This is a genomic window from Streptomyces sp. NPDC104309, from assembly GCF_055584025.1.
The window spans coordinates 51158-76552 of sequence record NZ_JBVJMV010000001.1; the positions used below are offsets into that span (position 1 = coordinate 51158).

At 71.9% G+C, this 25395-nt stretch carries 22 protein-coding genes; 13 read left to right on the top strand and 9 right to left on the bottom strand.

Going from position 1 to position 25395, the window contains the following annotated elements; translation table 11 throughout:
* The gene (locus ACZ68L_RS00255) at positions 1 to 399 is read right to left on the bottom strand and encodes an amidase family protein (RefSeq protein WP_469572865.1); all 399 of its coding nucleotides are present in this window, start codon (positions 397 to 399) and stop codon (positions 1 to 3) included.
* A gap of 5 nt (positions 400 to 404) precedes the next feature.
* Here ACZ68L_RS00255 and ACZ68L_RS00260 point away from each other — a divergent pair, with 5 nt between their 5' ends.
* Positions 405 to 755, top strand: a complete 351-nt coding sequence (locus tag ACZ68L_RS00260; protein ID WP_469572866.1) for an alpha/beta fold hydrolase — start codon at positions 405 to 407, stop codon at positions 753 to 755.
* 31 nt (positions 756 to 786) lie between these two features.
* Positions 787 to 1344: a DinB family protein gene (locus ACZ68L_RS00265; protein ID WP_469572868.1), complete on the top strand. Its 558-nt coding sequence runs from the start codon at positions 787 to 789 to the stop codon at positions 1342 to 1344.
* 87 nt (positions 1345 to 1431) lie between these two features.
* Here ACZ68L_RS00265 and ACZ68L_RS00270 read toward each other — a convergent pair whose 3' ends face one another.
* From ACZ68L_RS00270 to ACZ68L_RS00280, 3 genes are read right to left on the bottom strand one after another with little or no spacing between them, the layout of a single operon-like run.
* On the bottom strand, positions 1432 to 1836 hold the full coding sequence (locus tag ACZ68L_RS00270) for a GntR family transcriptional regulator (RefSeq protein WP_469572869.1): 405 nt from the start codon (positions 1834 to 1836) through the stop codon (positions 1432 to 1434).
* 45 nt (positions 1837 to 1881) lie between these two features.
* Positions 1882 to 2856, bottom strand: a complete 975-nt coding sequence (locus tag ACZ68L_RS00275; RefSeq protein ID WP_469572871.1) for an ABC transporter permease — start codon at positions 2854 to 2856, stop codon at positions 1882 to 1884.
* Positions 2853 to 3797 carry an ABC transporter ATP-binding protein gene (locus ACZ68L_RS00280; RefSeq protein ID WP_469572872.1) on the bottom strand — a complete coding sequence of 315 codons (945 nt, stop codon included), beginning with the start codon at positions 3795 to 3797 and terminating at the stop codon, positions 2853 to 2855. The genes ACZ68L_RS00275 and ACZ68L_RS00280 overlap by 4 nt, the downstream gene beginning before the upstream one ends.
* Positions 3798 to 4014: 217 nt before the next feature.
* On the opposite strand from ACZ68L_RS00280, the gene ACZ68L_RS00285 reads away from it, so the two are divergent.
* The 8 genes from ACZ68L_RS00285 (at position 4015) to ACZ68L_RS00320 (ending at position 16974) form a co-directional block, all read left to right on the top strand.
* On the top strand, positions 4015 to 4848 hold the full coding sequence (locus ACZ68L_RS00285) for a M55 family metallopeptidase (RefSeq protein WP_469572873.1): 834 nt from the start codon (positions 4015 to 4017) through the stop codon (positions 4846 to 4848).
* Complete coding sequence (locus ACZ68L_RS00290; protein ID WP_469572874.1) at positions 4841 to 6184, top strand: M20/M25/M40 family metallo-hydrolase; 1344 nt, start codon at positions 4841 to 4843, stop codon at positions 6182 to 6184. The genes ACZ68L_RS00285 and ACZ68L_RS00290 overlap by 8 nt, the downstream gene beginning before the upstream one ends.
* Before the next feature lie 22 nt (positions 6185 to 6206).
* Positions 6207 to 8195 carry a prolyl oligopeptidase family serine peptidase gene (locus tag ACZ68L_RS00295; RefSeq protein WP_469572875.1) on the top strand — a complete coding sequence of 663 codons (1989 nt, stop codon included), beginning with the start codon at positions 6207 to 6209 and terminating at the stop codon, positions 8193 to 8195.
* Positions 8192 to 9136, top strand: a complete 945-nt coding sequence (locus ACZ68L_RS00300; RefSeq protein ID WP_469572877.1) for a S66 peptidase family protein — start codon at positions 8192 to 8194, stop codon at positions 9134 to 9136. The genes ACZ68L_RS00295 and ACZ68L_RS00300 overlap by 4 nt, the downstream gene beginning before the upstream one ends.
* Before the next feature lie 181 nt (positions 9137 to 9317).
* Positions 9318 to 11093, top strand: coding sequence for a CocE/NonD family hydrolase (locus ACZ68L_RS00305; protein ID WP_469573304.1), 1776 nt, complete (start codon positions 9318 to 9320; stop codon positions 11091 to 11093).
* Between the two features lie 127 nt (positions 11094 to 11220).
* The gene (locus ACZ68L_RS00310; protein ID WP_469572878.1) at positions 11221 to 11796 is read left to right on the top strand and encodes a GNAT family N-acetyltransferase; all 576 of its coding nucleotides are present in this window, start codon (positions 11221 to 11223) and stop codon (positions 11794 to 11796) included.
* 1013 nt (positions 11797 to 12809) lie between these two features.
* Positions 12810 to 14657, top strand: a complete 1848-nt coding sequence (gene asnB, locus ACZ68L_RS00315) for an asparagine synthase (glutamine-hydrolyzing) (protein ID WP_469572880.1) — start codon at positions 12810 to 12812, stop codon at positions 14655 to 14657.
* A gap of 337 nt (positions 14658 to 14994) precedes the next feature.
* The gene (locus tag ACZ68L_RS00320; RefSeq protein WP_469572881.1) at positions 14995 to 16974 is read left to right on the top strand and encodes a DUF5107 domain-containing protein; all 1980 of its coding nucleotides are present in this window, start codon (positions 14995 to 14997) and stop codon (positions 16972 to 16974) included.
* Between the two features lie 177 nt (positions 16975 to 17151).
* Here ACZ68L_RS00320 and ACZ68L_RS00325 read toward each other — a convergent pair whose 3' ends face one another.
* From ACZ68L_RS00325 to ACZ68L_RS00335, 3 genes are all read right to left on the bottom strand, one after another.
* A complete protein-coding gene (locus ACZ68L_RS00325) occupies positions 17152 to 17505 on the bottom strand; it encodes a VOC family protein (protein WP_469572882.1) in 354 nt (117 codons plus the stop codon).
* A gap of 24 nt (positions 17506 to 17529) precedes the next feature.
* Entirely contained in the window at positions 17530 to 18339 is an 810-nt protein-coding gene (locus ACZ68L_RS00330; protein ID WP_469572883.1) for a methyltransferase domain-containing protein, read from the bottom strand.
* A 175-nt stretch (positions 18340 to 18514) separates the two neighbouring features.
* Positions 18515 to 20023, bottom strand: a complete 1509-nt coding sequence (locus ACZ68L_RS00335; protein WP_469572884.1) for a phosphatase PAP2 family protein — start codon at positions 20021 to 20023, stop codon at positions 18515 to 18517.
* 472 nt (positions 20024 to 20495) lie between these two features.
* On the opposite strand from ACZ68L_RS00335, the gene ACZ68L_RS00340 reads away from it, so the two are divergent.
* The 3 genes from ACZ68L_RS00340 (at position 20496) to ACZ68L_RS00350 (ending at position 23943) form a co-directional block, all read left to right on the top strand.
* Positions 20496 to 21347 carry an SMP-30/gluconolactonase/LRE family protein gene (locus ACZ68L_RS00340; RefSeq protein WP_469572886.1) on the top strand — a complete coding sequence of 284 codons (852 nt, stop codon included), beginning with the start codon at positions 20496 to 20498 and terminating at the stop codon, positions 21345 to 21347.
* 210 nt (positions 21348 to 21557) lie between these two features.
* Positions 21558 to 22835 carry an aminotransferase class I/II-fold pyridoxal phosphate-dependent enzyme gene (locus tag ACZ68L_RS00345; RefSeq protein ID WP_469573305.1) on the top strand — a complete coding sequence of 426 codons (1278 nt, stop codon included), beginning with the start codon at positions 21558 to 21560 and terminating at the stop codon, positions 22833 to 22835.
* 49 nt (positions 22836 to 22884) lie between these two features.
* Positions 22885 to 23943 carry an MBL fold metallo-hydrolase gene (locus ACZ68L_RS00350; RefSeq protein ID WP_469572887.1) on the top strand — a complete coding sequence of 353 codons (1059 nt, stop codon included), beginning with the start codon at positions 22885 to 22887 and terminating at the stop codon, positions 23941 to 23943.
* Here the strand turns inward: ACZ68L_RS00350 and ACZ68L_RS00355 are convergent.
* Both ACZ68L_RS00355 and ACZ68L_RS00360 read right to left on the bottom strand, forming a co-directional pair.
* Entirely contained in the window at positions 23933 to 24553 is a 621-nt protein-coding gene (locus ACZ68L_RS00355) for a DedA family protein (protein ID WP_469572889.1), read from the bottom strand. The genes ACZ68L_RS00350 and ACZ68L_RS00355 overlap by 11 nt on opposite strands.
* On the bottom strand, positions 24550 to 25332 hold the full coding sequence (locus tag ACZ68L_RS00360; RefSeq protein ID WP_469572891.1) for an MBL fold metallo-hydrolase: 783 nt from the start codon (positions 25330 to 25332) through the stop codon (positions 24550 to 24552). Before ACZ68L_RS00360 ends, ACZ68L_RS00355 begins: the two co-directional genes overlap by 4 nt.
* Positions 25333 to 25395: the final 63 nt, after the last annotated feature.

Here is a 25395-nt window from a genome sequence, read left to right on the forward strand (position 1 = left end):
TCAGTCCGCGGCGGCTGTTCGCGCCTTTGCCCGGCCGGTGTAGCGGTGGGCCCACGGCAGGGCCTCCTCCAGGGCCGCTGACACCCCGAACAACAGGTCCTCGCGGCTCCAGCCGGCCGTGAGGGAGCCCCCGAGCGGCAGGCCCTCGGAACTCCGGCCCAACGGAAGGCTGATGACCGGGAACCCGGTGGCGTTCCCGAGGACGGTGTTGCCGGTGAAGGTGGTCATCGCCGCCGGCTCCGCCGCCGGATCGGTGTCGTCGCGCAGCTGACCGATGAGCGTCGGCGGGGTCGTCACGGTCGGGGTGACCACGACGTCGGCGTCCGCGTGGGCGAGCGTCCAGGCCCGCGCCCTCGCCTGGACGACACCGGTCGAGGCGGTCGGCTCGCCCGAGGTCAACTCCTGTGAGGGGCAGCCGTGAGCCGAACCTCGACGCCTGGCCCCGGGCCGACCGCCCGGTCATGAGCACCCCGGCGTTCCTGGCCCTGTCGGATCCGGACACGACCGAGGCCCGGCGCCAGGGGTGGACGCGGCCGTGCCGCCCTCGCCGGCTACTCCGCCCCCCGCCGGACCCGCTGGGCTCCATCTCTGTGCCCACCGTGTTCATCCACGGCGACGCCGACGGCAACGTCCCCATCGAGGTGGCGCGTTGGGCGCACGCGCAGATCGACGGCGCCGAGCTGCACACCGTCCCCGACGGCGGGCACCTCTTCCTTCTCCTGGACGCGGACCCGCTGATCCGGGAACTGACCTGAACGCGGTGCGCCCGGTGCGAGGATGACCGGCATGACATGGACGGCACCTCGCGTCGAACGCACGACGGCCGACGGCGACCAGTTGAACGTTCCGAGCGCGGCGGACGAGCGGGCCGTGCTGGACGGGTGGCTGCGATGGCACCGGGAGACGCTGCTCACCAAGTGCGCCGGACTCGGCCCGCAGCAGCTGGCCCGCACCGCCGCCGAACCGTCGGACCTCACGCTCCTTGGCCTGGTCCGGCACATGGGGGAGATCGAACGCTGGTGGTTCCGGCGGAGTTTCGCGGGTGAGCCGATCGGTGACGTCTTCACCGGTCCCGACGACGGGGACGAAGGCATCGACGGTGTCGACGCCGCCCACGCGGAACGCGACTACGCCGCGTTCCGCGCCGAGGTCGAGGCGTGCGAGGCCGCCGTGGCGGGGCGCGGCCTCGACGAGACATTCCTGTCGACGACCTGTGGCCGGGTCGTCAGCCTCCGCTGGGTGTACCTGGCGATGATCCAGGAGTACGCCCGCCACAACGGCCACGCGGACCTGCTGCGCGAGCGGACCGACGGTGCCACGGGGGACTATCCGGAACGGGATTGAACGCGGTTTCGTACCCCGGACGAGGCCGAGGTCGAGGACGAGGACGAGGAGTACGAAACCGTCGCTCAATCGTTCCTCGGCCGTCCCTCAGCCGTCCGTCCCGGACGGATACACGGCCGCGTAGGCCGACCGGAAGAGAGCGGTGACCTCCTGGCCGCTGAGCCCCTGGGAGCGTGCCTCGTCCAGCCACTGGGCCAGCGAGGTGCGCAACGGGGAGTCCAGACCCTCCTGTGCCGAAGCGAGGGAGCGGGTGATGAAGGTGCCCGCCCCCTGCCTGACCTCGGCAAGGCCCGCGCGCTCCAGCTCGCGGTACGCCTTGAGAGTGGTGTTCGGGTTGACCTTGGTTTCCGCCGCCACCTGTGCTGCCGTGGGCAGCCGGTCGCCCTCCTCCAGGGCGCCCATCCGCAGCGCCTGTTCGACCTGTCGCACGATCTGGAGGTACGTCGCCACTCCGCTGCGTCTGTCGATGCGGAACACAACCACCGTCTTCACCTCCCGTTGGACTGCCGAAACGATATGTACCTGCGGTGACGGGTCCTAGAGCGGGCTCCGGGAGATCCGCCACAGGGCGAACGCGGTGAGCACGAGGGTTGCCGCGAGCAGGATGCCCGCCCCGGTCCACTGCATGGCCTGCATCTGGTCGTAACCGAGGTACTTGTAGACGTTGTTGACGATGCCGTGCTCCTTGACGCAGGCGTTCGAGGCCGCCTCGGTCGTCTTGGCGCAGAGCCCCCAGCCGTAGAGATGGCCGTCGGCCGAGCCGACCCAGCGGTCCACCTCGTACGACTCGATCAGCCGTGCGGGCATGTTGCCTTCGAGCGGGTAGGTGAGTATGCGCGACGGTGCGAGGTGCGCGAGCATCCGGTCCCAGACGATCCCGATGAACACGGCGATGAGGAACGTGATCGCCATGGACGTGAGGACGCGGCGCAGCAGCATGCCGACGGTGACACCGACGGCGGTCAGGAAGAGGCAGAGCGCGGGAAGCACCGGACCGGTGCTGTCGAAGATCGCCCCGTCCCACCACAGGCTGGAGAACACCGAACGGTACGGCCTCCACCACCAGGTGAAGAACGCCGAGAGCACCGCACCGGACAGGACGACGGCCGCGTAGCACCAGGCGAGCTTCACCGTCAGCCAGCGGCGGCGGGACACGGACTGGGTGGTGACCAACTGCGCGGTGCCGTGCTCCTGATCGGTCGCGATCAGCGGGGCTCCGAGGAACACGGCGAGGACCACGGGCAGCGAACCCAGGCCCGTGAGAGTGAGGTCGACTGCCGTCGAGCTGAACGTCGGCTGGGCCAGATCCCTGTCCGGCCAGCCGAGCGCTGCGAGCTGGTCGCCCATCCTGCCGCGCTGGTACGCGAGCCAGATCGAGCCGAGGACCATCAGGGCGAGCAGGGTCAGCAGCGCGGCCCGGTGCTGTCGTGCGACGAGCCAGTGCACCCCGCGCAGCAGGCGGGTCCCTGGCGCCCGGCCGGTCCGGGAGGTGTCGGTCAGGGTGGCGCTCATGAGCTGTGGATCCCTTCGGACTCGATACGGGCACCGGGCGCGAACAGGGCAGGCGCCTGCGGCGAGCGGAGATGCGCCAGCAGCACTTCCTCCAGGCTGGGTTCGGCGACCACCCAGTCGGCCCGCAGCGGACCGTTCGGCCGTACCAGCGCGTGGAACTGCCTGCCCTGGACGCGGGACTCGATCACCGTGTGGGGCGCCAGCAGGTCGGCCGGATTCCCGTCAGCGGCGAGCCCGGTGACCAGCGCGTGTGCCGGAACGAGTGCGTCCGCGTCGCCGGCCATCCGGATCCTGCCGTCCGCGAGGACCAGCAGGTAGTCGCACATGTCCTCCAGCTCGGACAGCATGTGCGAGGACATCAGCACGGTGGTGCCGCGTTCGACGGCCTCCGACATCAGGAGGGTGCTCATGTCGTGACGGGCGAGCGGGTCGAGGTCGGACATCGGTTCGTCGAGCAGCAGCAGGTCGGGCCGCTTGCCGAAGGCAAGGGCGAACGCGACACGGGTGCGCTGACCACCGGAGAGGGTGCCGACCCGGGCGTCCATGGGCACCTGGCCCGACCGTACGATCCGCTCCGCCGCGGCCATGTCCCAGCCGGGGTTGAGCTCGCTGCCCATGCGCAGGGTCTCCGCCACGGTGAACCGCTTGAACAGCGGCTTGTCCTGCCCGAGGAACGCGAATCGCGGCATCACCGCGGGATCGTCCACCGGTACGCCGAAGATGCGGAGTTCGCCCTCCGTCGGCTGCACCTGCCGGGTCGCGAGACCCAGCAGGGTGCTCTTGCCCGCTCCGTTGGGGCCGACGAGACCGCAGATCCGTCCGGCCGGCAGCCGGAACGAGCAGTCGCGCAACGCCCAGCCGCGACGGTAGCGCCTACCCAGGCCGCGGGCCTCCAGGGCCCCGACGCCGGACGTGCCGCCCGGAGTGAATGCGTCTGCCATGCACTTCGCCTCAATTCCATTAGTCAATTAATGGAATCATGGTCTTCGTGCGCGAGGACTGTCAAGGCGACGAGGGGCGGCCGGGTCGACGGCAGGGCGGGAAGTGTCCGGAATGCGCCTGATGAGGGTGTGGGTCGCACTCTCTTCGGAGGACTGGACCATTGAACGTATCTGTGGCTCTGGCCTGGCGGTTCTTCGGCGCGTAGCGTGACCCCGCATGAAGATCCTGATCAGCGCGGACATGGAAGGCGCCACCGGCGTGACCTGGCCGGCCGATGTGCTGCCGGGCACCCCGCAGTGGGAGCGATGCCGCGCCATGTTCACCTCCGACGTGAACGCGGCGGCGCTCGGTTTCTACGACGGCGGCGCCGACGAGGTGCTCATCAACGAGGCCCACTGGTCCATGCGCAACCTCCTGCTGGAGCGGCTCGACGACCGGGTCCAGATGCTCACCGGCAGGCACAAGTCCCTCTCCATGGTGGAAGGCGTCCAGCACGGCGACGTCGACGCCATCGCCTTCGTCGGCTACCACACGGGCGCCGGCACGGAGGGGGTGCTCGCCCACACCTATCTGGCGAACTCCCTCACCGGGGTCTGGCTGAACGGAGTCCGGGCGAGCGAGGGGCTGCTCAACGCGCATGTCGTGGCCGAGTACGGCGTTCCCGTCATCCTCGTCACCGGCGACGACCTGACCTGCACCGACGCGCAGGGGTACGCCCCGGAGGCACGCAAGGTCGCCGTGAAGGACTATGTGTCGCGGTACGCCGCGGTGTGCCGCACCCCGGCCCGTACCGCCGCCGACATCCGTGCGGCGGCCAAGGACGCGACCGCGCTGGCGGTGCGCCACACCCCGGTGCAGGGCGGCCCCTTCACCCTTGAGCTGGAATTCGACGCCGAGCACCTGGCCGGCGCGGCCACCGTCGTTCCCGGCGTGACACCCAGCGGCGAACGGCGCGTCGCCTACACCAGCGAGACGATGTACGAAGCTATCCGCACGTTCAAGGCGGTGACCACCATCGTGTCGTCCGCCGTGGAGGAACAGTATGGCTGAGACGACCGACCCCCGGGAGAGCGTCGACGAGCGGACGCTCGACGAATCGGTGACGTTCACCTCCGAGCTGATCCGGATCGACACCACCAACCGCGGCGGCGGCGACTGCCGGGAACGCCCGGCCGCCGAGTACGTCGCCGAGCGGCTGGCCGACGCCGGACTCGAACCCACCCTCCTGGAGCGCACCCCGGGACGCACCAACGTGGTGGCCCGGATCGAGGGCACCGATCCGTCCGCCGACGCCCTCCTCGTGCACGGCCATCTCGACGTCGTCCCGGCCGAGGCCGACGACTGGACCGTGCACCCCTTCTCCGGGGAAGTCCGCGACGGAGTCGTCTGGGGGCGCGGCGCCATCGACATGAAGAACATGGACGCCATGGTCCTGGCCGTCGTCCGGGCCTGGGCGCGGTCCGGTGTCCGGCCCCGTCGCGACATCGTGATCGCGTACACCGCCGACGAGGAGGCCAGCGCCGAGGACGGCTCCGGCTTCCTCGCCGACCGGCACGCCGGGCTCTTCGAAGGGTGTACGGAGGGCATCAGTGAATCCGGTGCCTTCACCTTCCACGCCGGACCCTCCATGCCGCTCTACCCGATCGCCGCGGGCGAGCGCGGCACCGCCTGGCTCAAGCTCACCGCACACGGCAAGGCGGGGCACGGCTCCAAGGTCAACAAGGCCAACGCGGTCAGCAAACTCGCCGCGGCCGTCGCCCGGATCGGCCAGCACGAATGGCCGGTCAGGCTCACCCCGACGGTCCGCGCCGCGCTCACCGAGATCGCCGCACTGCACGGCATCCACCCCGACCTCGACGCCCCCGGCTTCGACGTGGACGAACTGCTCGGCAAGCTCGGCCCGGCCGCCGCCCTGGTCGAGCCGACCGTCCGCAACAGCTCCAACCCGACCATGCTGGACTCCGGGTACAAGGTCAACGTGATCCCGGGCCACGCCACCGCGTACATCGACGGCCGGATGGTGCCCGGCGGCGAGGACGAGTTCCACGCCACTCTGGACCGGCTGACCGGACCCGATGTCGGCTGGGAGTTCCACCATCGCGAGGTCCCGCTGGAGGCGCCGGTCGACTCGCCGACCTTCGCGAAGCTGCGCGCCGCGATCGAGCGCTTCGACCCGGACGGCCATGTCGTGCCGTACTGCATGTCGGGCGGCACGGACGCCAAGCAGTTCTCCCGGCTCGGCATCGTCGGCTACGGCTTCTCGCCCCTGAAGCTGCCCGTCGGCTTCGACTACCAGGCGCTGTTCCACGGCGTCGACGAACGCGTCCCCGTCGAAGCGCTGCACTTCGGCGTCCGCGTCCTCGATCACTATCTGCGCACGGCCTGACCCGCTACGGGGGGAATTCATCATGGTGTCCACAGGGGCCTACGGAACATGGCCGTCACCCATCGACGCACGGCTCGCGGCGTCGCACGACGGCCGCCCGGAGTACGTCGGCGTGGTCGGCGACGAGGTGTGGTGGACGGAGCCGCGCCCTGCCGAGGCGGGCCGCCGCGCCCTGGTCCGCCGCCGGGCGGACGGGACCACCGGCACCGCGCTGCCCGCTCCGTGGAACGTACGGAGCCGCGTCATCGAGTACGGCGGACAGCCCTGGGCCGGGGCCGAACGCGCCGAGGGGGGCCCGCTGATCGTCTTCGTCGACTTCGCCGACCAGCGGCTGTACGCCTACGCCCCCGACGGATCCGGTGAACCCCGGCCGCTGACCCCGGTCTCACCCGTCGGCGGCGGGCTGCGCTGGGTCGACCCGCAGCTCCACCTCGACCGGGGCGAGCAGGGCGAGGTCTGGTGCGTCCTGGAGGAGTTCACCGGCGAGGCACCCACCGAACTGCGCCGCGTGCTCGCCGCCGTACCCCTGGACGGCTCCGCGGCCGACGACCGTTCGGCGGTACGTGAACTCACCGACGACAGCCATCGGTTCGTCACCGGACCGAAGCTCTCGCCCGACGGACGGCGGGCGGCCTGGATCGCCTGGGACCACCCGCGCATGCCGTGGGACGGCACCGAGGTGATGCTCGCGGACGTCACCGAGGACGGTACGTTCCAGCATGCCTGGAGCTTCGGCGGCGGCCCCGAGGAGTCGGTTCCGCAGATCGAGTGGGGTGCCGACGGACAGCTGCTCTTCGCCAGTGACCGCAGCGGCTGGTGGAACCTGTACCGCGCCGACCCGCACCGGGGCGCGGTGGCGCTCTGCCCCCGGGAACAGGAGTTCGCCGGACCGCTCTGGAAGATCGGCCTCAGCTGGTTCCGGCCCCTGGAGAACGGCCTGATCGCCACCGTCCACGGCCGGGGCACCACCACGCTCGGCATCCTCGACCCGGAGACCGGCGAACTCGTCGATGTCGCCGGGCCCTGGACCGAATGGGCCGAGTCGCTCGCCGTGCACGGCAGCCGGGTCATCGGCATCGCCGCGAGCCCGTACAGTGCCTACGAGGTCGTAGAACTGGACACCGCGACCGGCCGCACCCGGATCATCGGCACACCGCACGAGGACGCCGTCGACCCCGCGTACTACCCGCGGCCCGACGACCGCACCTTCACCGGGCCCGACGGGCGGGAGATCCACGCCCACATCTACCCGCCCCGGAACCCCGACCGGACCGGTCCCGAAGGTGAGCTGCCGCCCTATGTGGTCTGGGCGCACGGCGGTCCCACCGGCCATGCCGCGCTCGTACTCGACCTGGAGATCGCCTACTTCACCTCGCGCGGCATCGGTGTCGCCGAGGTCGACTACGGCGGCTCCACGGGCTACGGGCGGACCTACCGCAACCGGCTGCGCGAACAGTGGGGCGTCGTCGACGTCGAGGACTGCGCGGCCGTCGCCGAGGCGCTGGCCGCCGAGGGAACGGCCGACGGGCGGCGGCTGGCCATCCGGGGCGGCAGCGCCGGCGGCTGGACCACCGCGGCCTCGCTGACCGGCACCGATGTCTACGCCTGCGGCACGATCATCTACCCGATCCTCGATCTGACCGGCTGGGGCACCGACGAGACCCATGACTTCGAGTCGCAGTACCTGGAATCCCTGGTCGGCCCGATCGCCGAAGTCCCGGCCCGCTACCGCGAACGGTCGCCGGTCAGCCGCACCGACCGGCTGACCGCCCCCTTCATTCTGCTCCAGGGGCTGGACGACCCGATCTGCCCGCCCGTCCAGTGCGAGCGGTTCCTGGACCGGGTCGAAGGGCGCGGCATCCCGCACGCCTATCTCACCTTCGAGGGGGAGGGGCACGGGTTCCGGCGCGCGGACACCATGGTCCGCGCTCTGGAGGCCGAACTCTCCCTGTACGGCCAGACCTTCGGCATCGACCGTCCCGACGTACCGCGGCTGGAGCTGAAGAAGTGACCCTCGCCCCCCTGACCCGCCCCGCCCGGCTGCGTCCTGGTGCCAGGATCGCCGTCGTGTCCCCGAGCGGACCGGTGCCCGCCGACCGTCTGGACGCAGGCCTGGACGTACTGCGTGGCTGGGGCCTCGTCCCCGTCGAAGCTCCCCATGCGCGCGCCGTGCACACGGAGTTGGACTATCTCGCGGGCACGGACGAGGAGCGGGCCCGGGATCTCCAGGAGGCCTGGTGCGATCCGTCCGTCGACGCGGTGATCTGCGCTCGTGGCGGATACGGCGTGCACCGCATGGTCGACCTGGTGGACTGGGCGGCGATGCGCGCGGCCGGCCCCAAGGTGTTCATCGGCTACAGCGACATCACCGTGCTCCACGAGGCGTTCGCCCGGCGCATGGGCCTTGCCACCCTGCACGGGCCGATGGCCGGCACCGAGACCTTCCTCAAGGACCCGGACACCCAGGAGTCCCTGCGGGCCACCCTGTTCGAGCCCGATTCGGTGCGTACCCTCGGCCTTCCCTCGGCCCGGGTGCTGGTTCCCGGCAGGGCCCGCGGCATCACCTACGGCGGCTGCGTGAGCCTGCTCGCCGCCGACATCGGCACCCCGCACGCACGGACGTCGGCCGACGGCGGGCTGCTGGTGATCGAGGACACCACCGAGGACCCGTACGGCATCGACCGCATCCTCACCCAACTGCTGCGGGCGGGGGCGCTCGACGGGGTGTCCGGCGTGGCCTGCGGTTCCTGGGCGGGCTGCGGTCCGTACGAGAAGGTGCGGGCGGTCCTCGCCGACCGGCTCGGCCCGCTGGGTGTGCCCGTCGTCGAGGAGCTTGGCTTCGGGCACGGGCCGACCGCGCTGACGATTCCGCTCGGAGTGCCCGCCGTGCTGGACGCGCCGGCCGACGGCGGCCCCGCCACACTCACCGTCGAGGTACCCGCGCTGGCCTGAACGGCGGTGAATCGCGAAGAAATTGAGCATCCTTCAGGAAACGCGGTCCTGAGCGTTGACATCACTATGACACCCGTCACAGCATGAGCGCGGTCCAGTACTTACTGGTCGGTAAGATGCTCTCGGTGTGGAGGTCTTCGTGTCACGTGCTCTTTCCCGCTCCCGGTCCGGGCACCGGACGCTGTCCCGGAAGTCGGCCGCGTACGCGGCCACAGCCGCGCTCGCCGCACCGCTGTTCCTCGCCGGTGCGGCACACGCGAGCGCCATCGAGACCTCTCCGTACACCGTCACCCCGCTGAAGTTCACCCTTGAGGCGGGCGGCCGGTCCTGTACCGTCGACGCCGATCTGTACCGTCCTGCCGGGGCCGACGCCCAGCACCCCGCCCCCGCCGTGCTCGCCACCAACGGCTTCGGCGGCAGCAAGTCCGACGGTTCGACCGACGCCATCGGCAAGGCCTTCGCCTCCCGCGGCTACGTCGGCCTCGTCTACTCCGGCCTCGGCTTCGGCAAGTCCGGCTGTCTCATCACGCTCGACGACCCGGCCATCGACGGGAAGGCCGCCGCCGGACTCATCGACTTCCTCGCCGGAACGCGCGCCGCCGACGACGGCACCAAGGCCGACTACGTCACCAAGGACGGCACGGGTGACCCCAGGGTCGGCATGATCGGCGGCTCGTACGGCGGCGCCATCCAGATGGCGACCGCGGCCGTCGATCAGCGCGTCGACGCCCTCGTGCCGCTGATCACCTGGAACGACCTCGCCTACGCGCTCTCGCCCAACAACGCCGGTACGCGCGAGGGAGTCTCGTCCGACACCGCCGGTGTCTTCAAGTGGCAGTGGACCAACGGCTTCTATCTGATGGGGGAGGGGCAGACGATCCTCAACGCGAGCCTCGACCCGTCCCGGTTCGGCAGTCTCACCTGCCTGCACTTCGCGGCGCGGGCCTGCGACACCATCCGGCTGCTCAACTCCGGCCGCTACCCCGCGGACAGGACCGCCGCGATGCTCGACTACGCGCGCAGCGTGTCGCCCGTCGACTACCTCAGCAGGGTCAAGGCGCCCACCCTGCTCGTCCAGGGCCAGGCCGACAGCCTGTTCAACCTGAACGAGGCCACGGCCACGTACCGGACCCTCAAGGCGCAGGGCACCACGACCAAGATGATCTGGCAGGCCTGGGGACACAGCGGCGGGCAGGCGCCCGGTGAACTCGACCTGGGCAAGGGCAATCTGGAGACCAGTTACGTCGGACAGCGCGTCCTCGCCTGGTTCGACCGCTACCTCCAGCACAGGAAGAACACCGACACCGGGCCGGAGTTCGCCTACTACCGGGACTGGCAGAGCGGTTACGGCAACGCCACCGGCGTACCGGCCCCGAGCCGGAAGATGTACCTCTCCGGCGACGGCAAGCTCGTCGACAACCGGTCCGAGGTCACCCGGGGCAGCCGTCAGTATGCCAACTGGCTCGTGCCGACCAGTCACTCGGAGAGTTCGCTCGCCGGACTCATCGGACTGCCCGACCCCGAGCCGTACGATATCAAGGGCACCTATCTGGGCTGGAGCAGCGCCCCGCTGACCGCCGCCGTGGACGTCGTCGGCGCGCCGAAGGCCACGCTGAAGGTCGTCTCGCCGAAGACGGAGCGGGTACAGAACAGCGGGGACGCCGCCGACAAGCTCGTCCTGTTCGCCAAGGTGTACGACGTGGCACCGGACGGCTCCAGGACACTGGTGAACCGGCTCGTCTCCCCGGTGCGCGTGCCGGACGTCACCCGCTCGTTCACCGTGCAGCTGCCGGGCATCGTCCACCGGTACGAGGCGGGCCACCGGCTCGAATTCGTCATCGCGGCCAGCGACAGCGCCTACTCGGGCAACCGCGGCATCAAGCCGGTGACGGTGGTCAGTGCCCCCGAGGACACCGGTGTGCTGGAGCTTCCGGTGGTCGGCGACCGGGGGGAGTGACCCGCCGAAGGCGGCGTCACATCGGCGCGGCCCAGGCTGCTCCGACTGCTCCGACTGCTCCGACTGGCCGAGGCACGCCTGCGCGAGCACCGGCAGCGCTCGTGATCAGTACATCTAGGCTGGCCGGATGACTGGAACCGACTACCTGGCCGAGGGGCGGCGCGCGGCGATCCGCCCTTACACGCAAGCGGATGCCGAGGAATTCACCACCCGTGCGAGGGAGAGCCGGGGGCTGCACAGTCCCTGGCTCTTCCCGCCGGCCGACGCCCGCTCGTACGGGGCCTACGCGGGCCGGTTGATCGATGACCCCACGAAGGCCGGATTCCTCGTCTGCGAGCGAGACGGCGGCGAGGGCGGGCGCGGCGGCGGGATCGCGGGTTTCATCAACATCAACAACATCGTCCGCGGCGGGTTCCTCTGCGGCGCGCTCGGATACGGGGCCTTCGCCCATGCAGCGGGGCGCGGGCTGATGAGCGAAGGGCTGGAACTGGTCCTGCGGTACGCCTTCGGGCCGCTCGGCCTGCACCGGCTCGAAGCCAACATCCAGCCCGGCAACGAAGGTTCGCTCGCCCTCGTGCGACGGGCCGGGTTCCGTCTCGAAGGATTCTCGCCGGACTTCCTCTTCATCGACGGTGCCTGGCGCGACCATGAGCGGTGGGCGATCACGGCCGAGATGCTGAGCCAGAACGGCGTCCAGTCGTAGGAGGTCAGGACGTTGCTGACGCTTGCGCCGAGTTGTGATGCGGGTGGTCGGCGGTCGAGAGCCCCGTGGGGTCGGTGGTGGTTGCAGTGCGGGTTCCACGTGTTCGGTGCTGCAACTCGTCGGGCTTCTGAGGCCCAAGTGCGGGCGTGGAGGAATTCCACGGCGAGGACGCGGTTGCAGCGTTCGATCGACCCACGTGTGGCGGTCGTCGCGTCATGGCCAGGGTGGCGATGTGTTCACGCCCGTCCGCCGCGCGCACCGGCGCCCCGGCCAGGGCCGTCGCCCCCGACGCGTGGCACGCCGTGACGATCGGGCGCAGGCGCGGGTCGTCGGGGGACACGGCAGGAGCGGCGAGGTCGGAGCCCGTGAGGGACAGTTCCGGGAAGACGACCAGCCGTGCCCCGACCGGCCGACCGCCTCCGCATGGGCGGTGGCGGCGACGGCGACGTCCAGAGGGACGCAGCGGGGCTGGGCGACGGCCACGGTGAGGGCGACGGTGGGCGGCACGGGCACGCGGTACTCCGGATCAGCCGGTCGGCCGGGCGCTCCGGCGGCGGACCGCCCGGGACACCGCAGGTCACCGACGTGGACCAGGTCCTGACCAGCCTATCGAGCGGGTCCGCCGGACGGGTCACCCGGATCGGTCACCCTGATCGGCCGTACCGGATCGTCCGCAGACCGCCGAGTGCACTCCACCGGCCCATCCCGGATTGGGAAAGTCTTTGCCCGTGGCTGATTCGGGCCGCCTTCGGAGCCCTCGGGCCCTCTCCGTACGGGCTGCGAAGCATGGTGGTCCCGTATAGGAAGGGGAAAGCGGCGGCCGAAAGTATGAGGAGCCGGCCTCCACGCATGTGTCGACCGTGTTGACCGTACGCAATCGCAGGCACAGGCTCGATACATAGCTGCTAGATACAACTGGTTCTGCCGGGCCCCCGCCTTCGGCATGCCGCCCAAGGGGCGGCACCGTGCGTACGGACCGCTCTCCCGGCCGGGACCGAATCGGGAGGACGCTTATGTGTGGCATCGTCGGCTGGGTTTCCTTCGACCGCGATCTGAGGGCCGCCGCGGAGGTCGCGACGCTGGACGCGATGACGGAGACCATGGCCTGCCGGGGCCCGGACGACCGCGGGACCTGGACCGCCGAGCACGCGGGGCTCGGACACCGTCGGCTCGCGATCATCGACCTTCCCGGCGGACGCCAGCCCATGTCCGTCTCCACCCCCGAAGGGGAGGTCGCCCTCGTCTACTCCGGCGAGGCATACAACTTCACCGAACTCCGCACCGAGCTGATCGCCCGCGGGCACCGCTTCCTCACCGACTCCGACACCGAGGTCGTGCTGCACGGGTATCTGGAGTGGGGCGAGTCCGTCGCCGAACGGCTCAACGGAATGTACGCCTTCGCCCTCTGGGACAGCCGCCACGACAAGCTCGTCATGATCCGCGACCGGATGGGCGTCAAGCCCTTCTACTACTGGCCGACGCCCGACGGAGTGCTCTTCGGCTCGGAACCCAAGGCCATCCTCGCCAATCCGCTGTCCCGTCCCCGGGTGACCCTCGACGGGCTCCGGGAACTCTTCAGCCTCGTCAAGACCCCCGGCCACGCCGTATGGGACGGCATGTACGAGGTACAGCCCGGCACGGTCGTCACCGTCGACCGCGGCGGTCTGCGCCGGCACGTCTACTGGCGGCTGGAGACCCGCCCGCACACCGACGACCAGGACACCTCGATCGCCAGGGTGCGGACGCTGCTCGATGACATCGTGCGCCGGCAACTGGTCTCCGACGTACCCCGCTGCGTCCTGCTCTCGGGTGGCCTCGACTCGTCCGCGGTCACTCTGCTCGCCGCCCAACAGCTCGCCAGGAGCGGTGAGAAGGTCCGCACCTTCGCCGTCGACTTCGTCGGGCGGACCGAGAACTTCGTCGCCGACGAACTGCGCACCACTCCCGACACCCCGTTCGTTCACGACGTGGCGCGGCAGGCGGGCACCGTCCACCGTGACATCGTGCTCGATCCGGACACCCTCGCCGACCCCGAGGTACGCGCCCGGATGATCAGGGCCCGGGACATCCCGATGGGCCTCGGCGACATGGACGCCTCGCTCTTTCTGCTCTTCCGGGCCATCCGCGAGCACTCGACCGTCGCGCTGTCCGGGGAGTCGGCCGACGAGGTGTTCGGCGGCTACCTCCAGTTCTTCGACGAGGAGGCCCGGAAAGCCGACACGTTCCCCTGGCTGGTGCGTTTCGCCGAGCACTTCGGTGAGGACGCGGGCATGCTCCGCGACGACGTGAACCAGGCACTCGGCCTGCGGGCGTACATCCGCGACAGCTACGACTCCGCCGTCGCCGGCATCGAACGGCTCACCGGTGAGAGCGACTTCGAGTACCGCATGCGCAAGATCTGCCACCTCCACCTGACCCGGTTCGTTCGCATCCTGCTCGACCGCAAGGACCGCGCGAGCATGGCCGTCGGCCTGGAGGTCCGGGTGCCGTTCTGCGACCACCGGCTCGTCGAGTACGTCTACAACACTCCCTGGGCCCTGAAGTCCTTCGACGGCAGGGAGAAGAGCCTGCTGCGCGAGGCCACCGCCGACCTGCTGCCCCGGTCCGTGTACGAGCGGACCAAGAGCCCCTATCCGTCGACCCAGGACCCGAAGTACGCCGTCGCACTCCAGGAGCACGCCCACGACCTGCTCGCGCGTCCGGACCACCGGGTCTTCGACCTCATCGACCGCGACCGGCTGCAGCGGGTGGCCGAACACGACGCGCCCGGGATCACCTCGGCCTCCCGTCGTGGGCTGGAGCGCACCCTGGACCTCGCGATGTGGCTGGACATGTACGAGCCGGAGGTGGACCTCGGCTGAGCGGGCCGGTGCCGGCGCATCCCCTTCCGGGGAGCCCACTCCAGGGAGGAGACCGGGCCGATTCCCGCCCCGAGCAGCCTGGTCGGTACGGGTGAGCGAGACAAGACGGTGTGCACCGTTGAGCGCCCAGGCCACGGCGACGGGGACGAGACACACGCGAAATATCGCGGGGAGCGGTCCAGGGCAGCACGTTCGTCGCCTCCGGTCTCCCGAACCTGGCCCTGCTTTTGCCGAAGTCTGACGGCGACCCCTCTGGCCGGGCCGCTGTCCAGCGTGTTCCATGGTCATCGGGGGGCGCCCGGACCTGCGGCGGCCCGCGCGAGGGAGCGAGGTTGTCTTGGCCACGACCGTACGACGTGCCGTACTGACTCTGCCTGCCGCACCACTGGGCCCGGAGAACCCGCTGCCCGCACTGCGGCCGCTCGACGAGATGCATGTCCTCGACGACCGCGACCGGGCCGGACTGCCACGTGACATGGCACACCAGATCGGCTACGAGCCACTGGCCACGGTGCTGCCGGTGCGCATCCTCGACGGGTACGGTCGCCGACGCGTCCCCACCGCACTGGACGCGATCGTCATCGAGAACGAGCGGCTGCGGGCCACCGTCCTGCCGGGACTCGGCGGACGCATCCACTCCCTCCACCACAAGCCCACCGGCCGCGAACTCCTCTACACCAACCCCGTCCTGCAGCCCGCCGACTTCGCGCTCAACGGTGCCTGGTTCTCCGGCGGCATCGAATGGAACATCGGCGCCACGGGCCACACCACCCTGTCCTGTGCCCCGGTGCACGCCGCTCGGGTGCCCGCGCCCGACGGCGGGGACATGGTCCGCCTGTGGGAGTGGGAGCGGCTGCGCGACCTGCCGTTCCAGGTGGACCTCTGGCTGCCCGAGGACTCGGACTTCCTGCACGTCGGCGTACGGATACGCAATCCGCACGAGCACACCGCACCCGTCTACTGGTGGTCCAACATCGCCGTACCCGAAGGCGAACGCACCCGCGTGCTGGCCCCGGCCGACGAGGCGTGGCACTTCGGCTACGAGCGGACCCTGACCCGGGTGCCGGTCCCCGAGTCCGGCCACGTCGACCGTACGTACCCCCTGCGCGGCGACTTCCCCGCCGACTACTTCTACGAGGTGCCCGACGGCTCGCGCCGCTGGATCGCCTCCCTCGACGAGGACGGGAACGGACTCGTCCAGACGTCCACCGACCTGCTGCGCGGCCGGAAGCTGTTCCTGTGGGGGAGCGGGCCGGGCGGGCGGCGCTGGCAGGAGTGGCTCACCGAGCCGGGCACCGTCGGCTACGCCGAGATCCAGGCCGGACTCGCCCGCACCCAGCTGGAACACATTCCCCTGGCACCGGGCGCCGAGTTCAGCTGGCTGGAGTCGTACGGACCACTGTCCGCGGACCCCGCGGCCGTGCACGGCGACGACTGGGCAGCGGCCCGTGCCGAGACCGAGCGGCGGCTCGCCGAGGCGCTGCCGCGCGCCGACGTCGATGCCGCGTACGCCGCCTGGCGCCCGTGTGCCGACACCGAGCCCGGCGAGTCGCTCGCCACCGGCTCCGGCTGGGGTGCCCTCGAAGTCCGGCGTGGTAGCCACCGGCTCCCCGGCACACCGTTCGCCGAGTCGACTCTCGGTGAACAGCAGCGACCCTGGCTGGAGTTGCTCGAACAAGGGGCCTTTCCCGAACCGCTCGGGCCGGTTCCGCCCGGCCCCTCCCTGGTCTCCCCGCACTGGCGCGACATGCTGGAGACGGCCTCCGCCGAACCCCTTACCGAATACCACCTCGGCGTCGCCCAGTGGCACGCCGGCGACCGCGCCCAGGCTGTCCGCAGCTGGGAGCGCGGACTGGCCCTCGCCACGTCCCGTTGGCCGTTGCTGCGCTGCCTCGCCGTCGCGGCCGAGGAGGGCGCCCAGTGGGACAGGGCCGCGGAGCTCTACGCCGAGGCGTTCGACGGCCTGTGCGCGGAACGCCCCGACGGTGACGGCGGCTTCGACGCCTGGATGTCCGCCATGGCGGCGCTCGCCCGCGAGGCGATGGAGGCGCTGCTGACGGCAGGGCGCCCCGAAGCGGCCCGGACGGTGTGGAACGGCCTGTGCGCGGAGCATCGACAGCGTGGCCGTTTCCGCCTGTTGGAGGCGCGGTTGCTGATCGCCGAGGGCGACCCCGTCGCCGCACGGGCCGTCTTCGACGAGGGCTTCGAGGTGGCGGATCTGCGGGAGGGCGCGGAAATCCTGGACGAGGTGTGGGCCGAGCTCACCGACGAGCCGCTGCCGGACAGATACAACTACCGGATGCGCCCCAGGACGTGACGGCGAAGGCCGCCCCGCCCAGTCCCGCTCCGCTCCGTCCGGCCTCCACCGGCGCGGGCCGGGCGGCGGGGCGGGGGAGGCGGGCCAGGGACGGCCGTGAGCCGGGTGGCCGCGGGGCGGGGGCGGCCGTGGCACGGGCGATCCCGGTCGGGTGGTCGCGGGCCGGACGGCCGCCCGTCAAACGGTCAGGTTCCGGTCGACGTACTCGAAGACCGAGCCGTCCGGGTGCACGGCGATCAGATTGCGGCCCACCGGCGTCGGCACCGGTCCGGCGAGGATCCGGGCGCCGACACGGGCGAGGGAGGCGTGGGCTTCGTCGACATCCTCGACGGCGATCGTCGCCGTCACCTTGCGCAGGATCTCCAGTTCCGACTCCGGGCCGCTCATCAGCAGAAAGCAGCTGATCGCGGCGACCGAGACCCCGCCGCGCTCGAAGCGCAGTGCGGAACTTCCGGTGAGGTCCTCGTAGAAGGCCACCGCGGCGTCCAGGTCGTCGACACAGATGCGCAGCGTGGTTCCCAGAATATCCATGCGGGCAAGGGTAGTTGGCGGTGATCAGGCCCGGCAGAGCACCTCGCCGTGCGGGACCATGAACCAGGCGTCGTCCCGCGCGCCCCACTCCCGCCAGGCCGCGGCGATCGCCGCCAGCTCCTCGGTGCTCGCATGGCCGCCGTCCACGGCCTGCTCCGCGTACACCGAGCCGACCGTGCGGTCCGCCCACAGCCCGCTCCACCAGGCGCGGTTCTCCGGGGTGGCGAAGCACCAGTTGGCCGCGGTCGGGGTGATGTCGGTGAAGCCGGCCCGGCGGGCCCAGGAGAGCAGCCGGCGTCCGGCGTCCGGTTCGCCGCCGTTGGCTCGGGCCACCCGGCCGTACAGCTCCTGCCAGGAGTCCATGCCGGGCACGTCGGGGTACCAGGTCATCGCCGCGTAGTCGCTGTCACGGGCGGCGACGATGCCACCGGGACGGCAGACGCGCCGCATCTCGCGCAGCGCCCGCACCGGATCGCCCACGTGCTGGAGCACCTGATGGGCATGGACGACGTCGAAGGAGTCGTCGGGGAAGTCCAGGGCGTGCACGTCGGCGGTGGCGAACTCGACATTGTCCAGGCCTCGTTCGGCCGCGGCCTCGGCCGCGCAGGTCAGGACCTCCCCGGAGGTGTCGACGGCGGTCACCCGGCCGGGGGCGACCAGCGCGGCCAGATCCGCCGTGATGGTTCCGGGTCCGCAGCCCACGTCCAGCACGGTCATGCCGGGGCGGAGCTCATCGGTCAAGTAGGCCGCGGAATTGGCGGCGGTGCGCCAGCGGTGCGAGCGCAGCACCGACTCGTGGTGGCCGTGGGTGTAGACGGCGGTCTCCTTCGGCATGGCCGTGGATCCTTTCTCGCTGATCGGTACGGCCACCGTACGCCCGGATGTCGAATAATGAGATCACAGTCTTGTTATGTGGACAGAGGGTGGGTCGGTGCATGAGCCAGGGGCGGCCGAATGGCAGTCGGCCGCCCCTGGCTCGCCTGTGCGCGGCGGATTCCGGTGGGCTTCTTCACCTCGTCATCGGGCAGTACGCCGTCAGCGCCTCCGGAAGCTTGTCGATCATCAACTCGGTTTTGCTGTAGGCGACTTCGCCGTCGTACGCGTAGGGCGTGCCGGGCCGCAGGCCGGCGATCCGCACCCTTCGGCGCCGTTCCGCCGCATGTACGGGGGAGCGGGTCAGTGGGCCCGCGACGGCGGCGGCTAGCAGCCGCAGGCCCGGTGTGCGGCCACCGTGCACCACTCGCACATCCAGCAGGCCGTCCCCGAGGTTGTGCCGCCGTCCGGGCGCCGGACCGACGCGCTGGAACAGCCCGTTGCCCACGAACAGCAGCCACAACGGGCGCCGCCGCCCCTCCAGTTCGGCCTCCAGCGGACGCTCGCCCCGCAGCACCTGCCACGCCGCGACCAGGCCCGCCGGCCAGCCTCCGATACGCGGGGCCCAGCGCTCACGCGTCCGTACCAGTTCGGGATAGACGCCGAGGCTGAAGGCGTTGAGGAAGTAGCCGTGCGCGCCTCCAGGTCCCTCGGGGCCGGGCCGGAAGCGGCCGAGATCGACCCGGACCGCATCGCCCGCGATCAGCGCGGCGCACGTGTCGTCCACTGTCTCGATGCCCAGGTCGTACGCGAAATGATTCAGCGTTCCGCCGGGGAACACGGCGAGCGGCAGACCGCGCACGGCGGCGACGGCCGCGGCCCGGTTGACCGTGCCGTCCCCGCCGCAGACCCCCAGCGCCCGGCCCCGGCCCGCCGCCTTCTCCAGCTCGGCCGGGAGTTCCTCGGGGACGCACTCCACCACCTCGGCGCGCGGCAGCGCGTTCCGTACCAGGGAGGCCGTCGCGGTCGCGGTGCCCGACTCCTGGTTGACGACGACCACCAGGTCCTGGCCGGCCGGCAGGGCGGGCGCGTGGCCGGGCGGTCGCCCCGGTGCCGGGAGCTGTCCGCGGGTCGGCACGACACCCCGCAGGGCCAGCGCGGCCCCCACGCCGAGCACCGCACCCGCCAGCACATCACTCGGATAGTGGACTCCGGTGTAGACGCGGGAGGCGGCGACGGACAGGGCGAGCGGGGCGACGACGGCGCCCCAGCCCTTCGATTCGAGAGCCACGCCCGTGGCGAAGGCCGCGGCCGACGCGGCGTGCCCGGAGGGGAAGGACGTCGTGAACGGCTGACGCTTGAGCTGCCGTATCACCGGCACGGTGTCCAGCAGTGGGCGCTCCCTGCGCACCGCGCCCTTGCCGATCGTGTTGATCGCGGCCGATGCGACCGCCAGCGAGGCGATCCCCCGCAGCGCGGCCCGCCGGGCCCGTGCGCTGCCGCCCAGCGCGGCCAGGCCCGCGGCGGCCCCGAACCACAGCAGCCCGTGATCGGCGCTGCGGCTCAGCCGTGGCAGCACGGGGCCGGCGCCCGGCCAGTCGCGGTGGGCCAGGGCCTGGAACAAGGCGAGATCGCGGCGGTGCAGCCGACCGCGCAATGAGGTGGACGACGGGCCGGTGAACGGAGTGCGACGTGGTGCGGACATGGAACACCGCCTACCCCGCCCGGACGCACCGAACCAGTGGGCGCGCTCGCGCACGGGCCACCGGGCCGGGAGGGCGGCTCCGTGAGGCCTGCGTCCACCGGAGGGAATTCCGCTCCGCCCGTCGGGGCCTCGTCGGGACGCCGTCGGACGCCGATGTGCCGGCCGGGCCGCTCGCGCCAGGCCCGGCCCAGCCGCTCACGCTGCCCGACCGACGGGCCGGTGCCGCCCTTCGGGCATCACCCGTCGCCCGTCGGTGTCGGCATTGTCGCGGCACGTGGCGCGCGACTACTCTGTGTTCCCGATGCCGGCCGTGGTGCCGCGTCGCCGCGGGACCGCACAGGCGTTGTCGTCGCGTTCTCCCTCTCCGTATCCGTGATCCGCCGGGCCGAGGAGCGCGAGGAGGAACGGTGGGCTCCGTGCTCGACGGCGCCGACGCGCTCTTTGGCCGGCCCGTCCACCACGAAGGGCAGAAATGACCACTGCAGGCCTGGATGTGGCCGTACAGGAGCAGGCCGAACTCGGCGAGGGCCCGACCTGGGATCCGGCCACCGGCCGGCTGATCTGGGTCGACATCGTCTCCGCCCGGGTGCACACCTACGACCCGGTGAGTGCCCGTCGTACGGTCATGGCCACCGAACAGCACGTCGGTGCGGCCAAACCGCGCGCGGGCGGCGGACTCGTGGTCAATCTGCGGGAGGGCATCGGGCTGTACGACCCCGACGGCCGCTTCCGCTGGCTGGTCCACGATCCCGAGCCGGGGCGCCGTGGCAACGACGCGGCGGTCGCTCCGGACGGGGCGCTGTGGGCGGGCACCATGCGTGACGACGGCGCGGAGACCGGAGGCAGCCTCGCCCGCGTCGCGCCCGACGGCGCGGTCACCCCGGTGCTGCCCGTCGTGGCCTGCAGCAACGGCATCGGGTGGAGCCCGGACGGGCGGCTGATGTACTTCATCGACACGCCCACACGCCGCATCGACGTCTTCGACTTCGACGGCGGGTACGCCGCGAACCGGCGTCCGTTCGCCACCGTCGAGGAGGGCGCGGGATTTCCCGACGGCCTGACCGTCGACGCCGAGGGGGCCGTCTGGGTCGCGTTGTGGGACGGCGCCGCGGTCCGCCGCTACACGGCCGACGGTGCCCTGGACCGGACGGTCGCCCTGCCGGTGCAGCGCCCGACGGCCTGCGCCTTCGGTGGTGCGGACCTGCGCGATCTCTACATCACCTCGGCCCGCTCCGGGCTCGCCGCACCGCATCCGCTCTCCGGCTCGCTGCTGGTGCTGCCGGGCGCGGGGCGCGGGCTGCCCGGTACGGCGTTCGCGGGCTGAGCCCGGCCCCCGGCTTCCCGCTTCCCCGCTTCCCCGGCTCCCCGGCTTCCCGCTTCCCCGGCCCCTCGCTTACCCGCTCCCCGCCTCCCCGGCCCCCACCAGCGACGGCTCCGCTGGGCGGGCGCCCCCGGTGGATCCCTCGTATAAAGGGCCCTGAGTGCTCAAGGGTCCTGAGTGCGGGACGACGGGGCGGTGGCGAAGGAGGCCCGGATGGCGCGGGAGCGGACCGAGCGGACCGGACGGGCGGGGCGTAGGCAGCAGGGCGGCGGAGGGGCGCGCCGCGTACGGGAGGACCACGGCCCCGTCCGGTACGGGCCGCCCGCCCCCGATCCCGGTCTGCCCGTCCTGTCCGAGCTGGCCGAGGTGCTCGCCGCCGCGGCAGGCCGCGGCGCACCGGAACCGACCGGTGGCGGCGACGCCCTGCGTGAGGCCGCGACCGCCTACTGGGCGCGGCGCGGACTGCACGGCACCCCGGAGCGCGTCGCCGCCGCCCCGGGTGCCTCGCCGCTGCTGCTCGCGCTGATCGCCGCACACGGCGGCGACGTGCTCATGCCACGCCCCTGCACGGCCACCTGGATTCCGCAGGCCCGGCTGCTGGGCAGGCCCGCCTACCATGTGCCGACCCCGGCCGAGTGCGGCGGTGTGCCCGATCCGTACGCGCTGCTGGAGACCGTGCGCAGAGTGCGTGCCGAGGGCGGCCGGCCCCGGCTGCTGCTGATCTCCGTCGTGGACGACCCGACCGCCACCGTCGCCCCGCCGGAACTCGTGCGCGAGGCGTGCGAGGCCGCGGTCGCCGAGGGGCTGCACATCGTCAGCGACGAGACCTGGCGCGACACCCTGCACCGGCCGCACGACACGGTCCTGCTCAGTCCGGCCGAAATGTGCCCGGACGACGTCACGGTCGTCTGCGACCTCGCCGGCGCGCTGACCCCGTCCTCCTGGCCGGTCGCGGTCGCCCGGTTCCCCGACACCGAGCGGGCGGCGGTGCGCCACGCCCGTACTCTCGACATCCTCACCGCACTCGGCGCGCTCGTCGCGGGACCGGTCGCCATGGCCGCCGCCCACGCGCTGCGCGAACCGGATGCCGTCACGGAGCGGGTCCGCCGGGCCGCCGCGCTCCAGGCGCGGATCGCCGCGGCGGCCCACCGCGCGGTCCTCGCGTCGGGCGCGCTCGCCAGGCCCCCGCAGGCGGGGCGCCATCTCTATGCCGACCTCGGCCCGCTCAGATCCCAGCTGGCGGACCGGGGCGTCACGGACTCGCTGGAGCTGGAGGAGTACCTGACGGAGCGTCTCGGCGCACCGACGCCCGGAGGCCACCGGTTCGGCGACGAACTGGGTGCGCTGCGCGTTCGGCTGGGTACCGGGAAGCTGCTCGGGACGACGCCGGAGCAGCAGACGGAGTCCCTCACCGCTGTGGAGCCCCTGGAATTGCCGCACGTGGCTCAAGCCCTGAGCATTTTCGCAGCGGCTCTCGACGAGCTCCGATGACGGACCGGGCGCCGGTACCGAGACGCCGAACCGAGACGGGAGTTTCTCGATGACGGAACAGACCGAGCACTCCTCCGCCGGGACCGCCCCCGCGCACCGGATCACCCAGGGCGAGGTCGTCGGACCGCGCCCGCTCGGCGAGGTCCGGGTCTGGCCCAAGTCCTTCGCCGACCGGCTCACCGCACCCCTCCCTGGTGCCATGAGCATGTCTCGCCTGGCCCGTGAACGCGCGCTGCGGCCCAACACGGAGGGGCTGCGCGGCGTCCACCGGCTCCCGTACGCCCCCGAGCCCCTGCCCGCCACCCCGGCGGACACCACCTGCGTCACCTGGGCCGGGCACGCCAGCTGGATCGTCCGCACCGGCGGACTGACCGTCCTCACCGACCCCGTCTGGTCCCGGCGCATCCTCGGCACCCCGCCGAGAATCACCCCGGTCGGGGTCCGCTGGGAGGATCTGCCGCGCGTCGACGCCGTCGTGATCAGCCACAACCACTACGACCACCTCGACGCCCCCACCCTGCGCAGGCTGCCCAGGGACACCCCGCTGTTCGTCCCCGCCGGGCTCGGCCGCTGGTGCCGCCGTCGCCGCTTCACCTGCGTCACCGAACTCGACTGGTGGGAGTCCGCCCGCCTGCACGGCGTCCGCTTCGACTTCGTGCCCGCCCACCACTGGTCCAAGCGGACCCTCACCGACACCTGCCACTCCCTCTGGGGCGGCTGGATCATCGACAGCGCCGACCGCGGCGGGCAGCGCGTCCACTTCGCCGGGGACAGCGGATACGGCCACTGGTTCGGTGAGATCGGCCGCCGGTACCCCGGGATCGATCTGACACTGCTGCCGATCGGGGCGTACGAACCCCGCTGGTGGCTCGGCGATGTGCACACCGATCCGGAGGAGGCCGTGCAGGCGTACGAGGACCTCGGCGCCCATGCGATGGCGCCCATGCACTGGGCGACCTTCGTGCTCTCCGCGGAGCCCGTACTCGAACCGCTGGCCCGGCTGCGCACCGCCTGGCAGCGGGCCGGACACCCCCGGACACGGCTCTGGGACCTGCCGATCGGCGGCTCCCGCGTGCTGGAGCCGGTACCCCGCACGATCAGTGGCTGAACCGCGCCCGCGTCCTGCGCCACACCGCCGGCGCCCCGCTGATCAGCAGCGTCAGGCCCACCGCCGCGACCACGCCCTGCCACGGCTCGGGGAAGAGCGAACCGCCCAGTACTCCGATGAGCTGGTACGTCGCCGCCCACGCCAGGCACGCCGGCACATCCCCCCGGGCGAACCGGCGCAGCGGCATCCGGCCCAGCAGACAGGCCAGCATCACCGGAATCCGTCCCGCCGGTACCAGCCTCGACAGCACGAGCACCATCGCGCCGTGCTCGTCCAGCTTCCGCTGCGCCTGCGCCAGCCGCTCCGGAGCGGCCCGGTCGCGAATCGCCCGCAGCCACTTCGAACCGTTCTTCGACCGCACCCCGCGCTGACCGAGCCAGTACAGACAGATGTCCCCGAGGAACGCGGCGGCCGACGCCACCCCGAAGACGATCAGCAGCGAGAACGGCGACGACTGGTGCAGCGCCACCACCGCGGCCGAACTCACCAGCGCCCCCGTCGGCACCACAGGCACCAGTGCGCCCAGCGCCACCAGCAGGAACAGGGACGGATATCCGACGGCCTGCTGGGTCGACTCGGTGGGCAGCTGTCTCACGACCTCCTGGATCACCTGGCGGCCTCCGGCCGCACCTGTTCGCCGTGCGCAAGCCGGTGCACCGCCACCTCCGGTGCCAGCTGCGCCGCCTTGCGGACGAACTCGTCGCCCGGTGAGTGGAACTCGTGGGGTCTGACCGCGTCCATCCCGACCGGCCAGTACGTGCCGTAGTGCACCGGCACGGCCGACCGCGGCGCCAGCCGGGCCAGCGCCTGCGCGGCCCGGCCCGCGTCCAGATGGCTGTGGCCCAGATATGGACCCCAGCCGCCCACCGGCAGCAGGGCCACGTCCACCGGACCGACGGCCCCGGCCATGTCGTCGAACAGCCCGGTGTCACCGGCGAAGTACGTCCGCGCCTCGCCCTCGACCACATAGCCGAGCGCGGGGGAGCGATGCGGGCCCATGGGCAGGCGCCTGCCGTCGTGCAGCGCGGGGACCGCCCGTACCCGCACCTCGCCGGCCCGGACCTCGTCGCCCGGTCCCACCTCGGTGATGCGCAGCCCGCGCACCGCGCGCAGCATGCGCAGCCCCGGCACGGAGCGCACCGCACCCGTCGGCACGATCAGCCGGCTTCCGGGGGCGAGACGGGCCAGCGACGGCAGATGCAGGTGGTCGGAGTGCAGATGGGAGACGAGCACGACATCGGCGACCGCGGCCTCGGGGCCGGGCAGCTCCCCGCGGCGGCGGCGCAGATGCGCGAAGCGCCGTGCGAAGAGCGGATCGGTCAGCACCCGGACCCCGGAGTCCTCGATCGTGCAGGTGGCATGACCCCACCAGGTGACTTCCACCGGCACGCGGCGCCTCCTCGTTTCCGGGTTCGTTGTTCCGGCCCTGGCAACGAGCCTAGTGCCGTGACC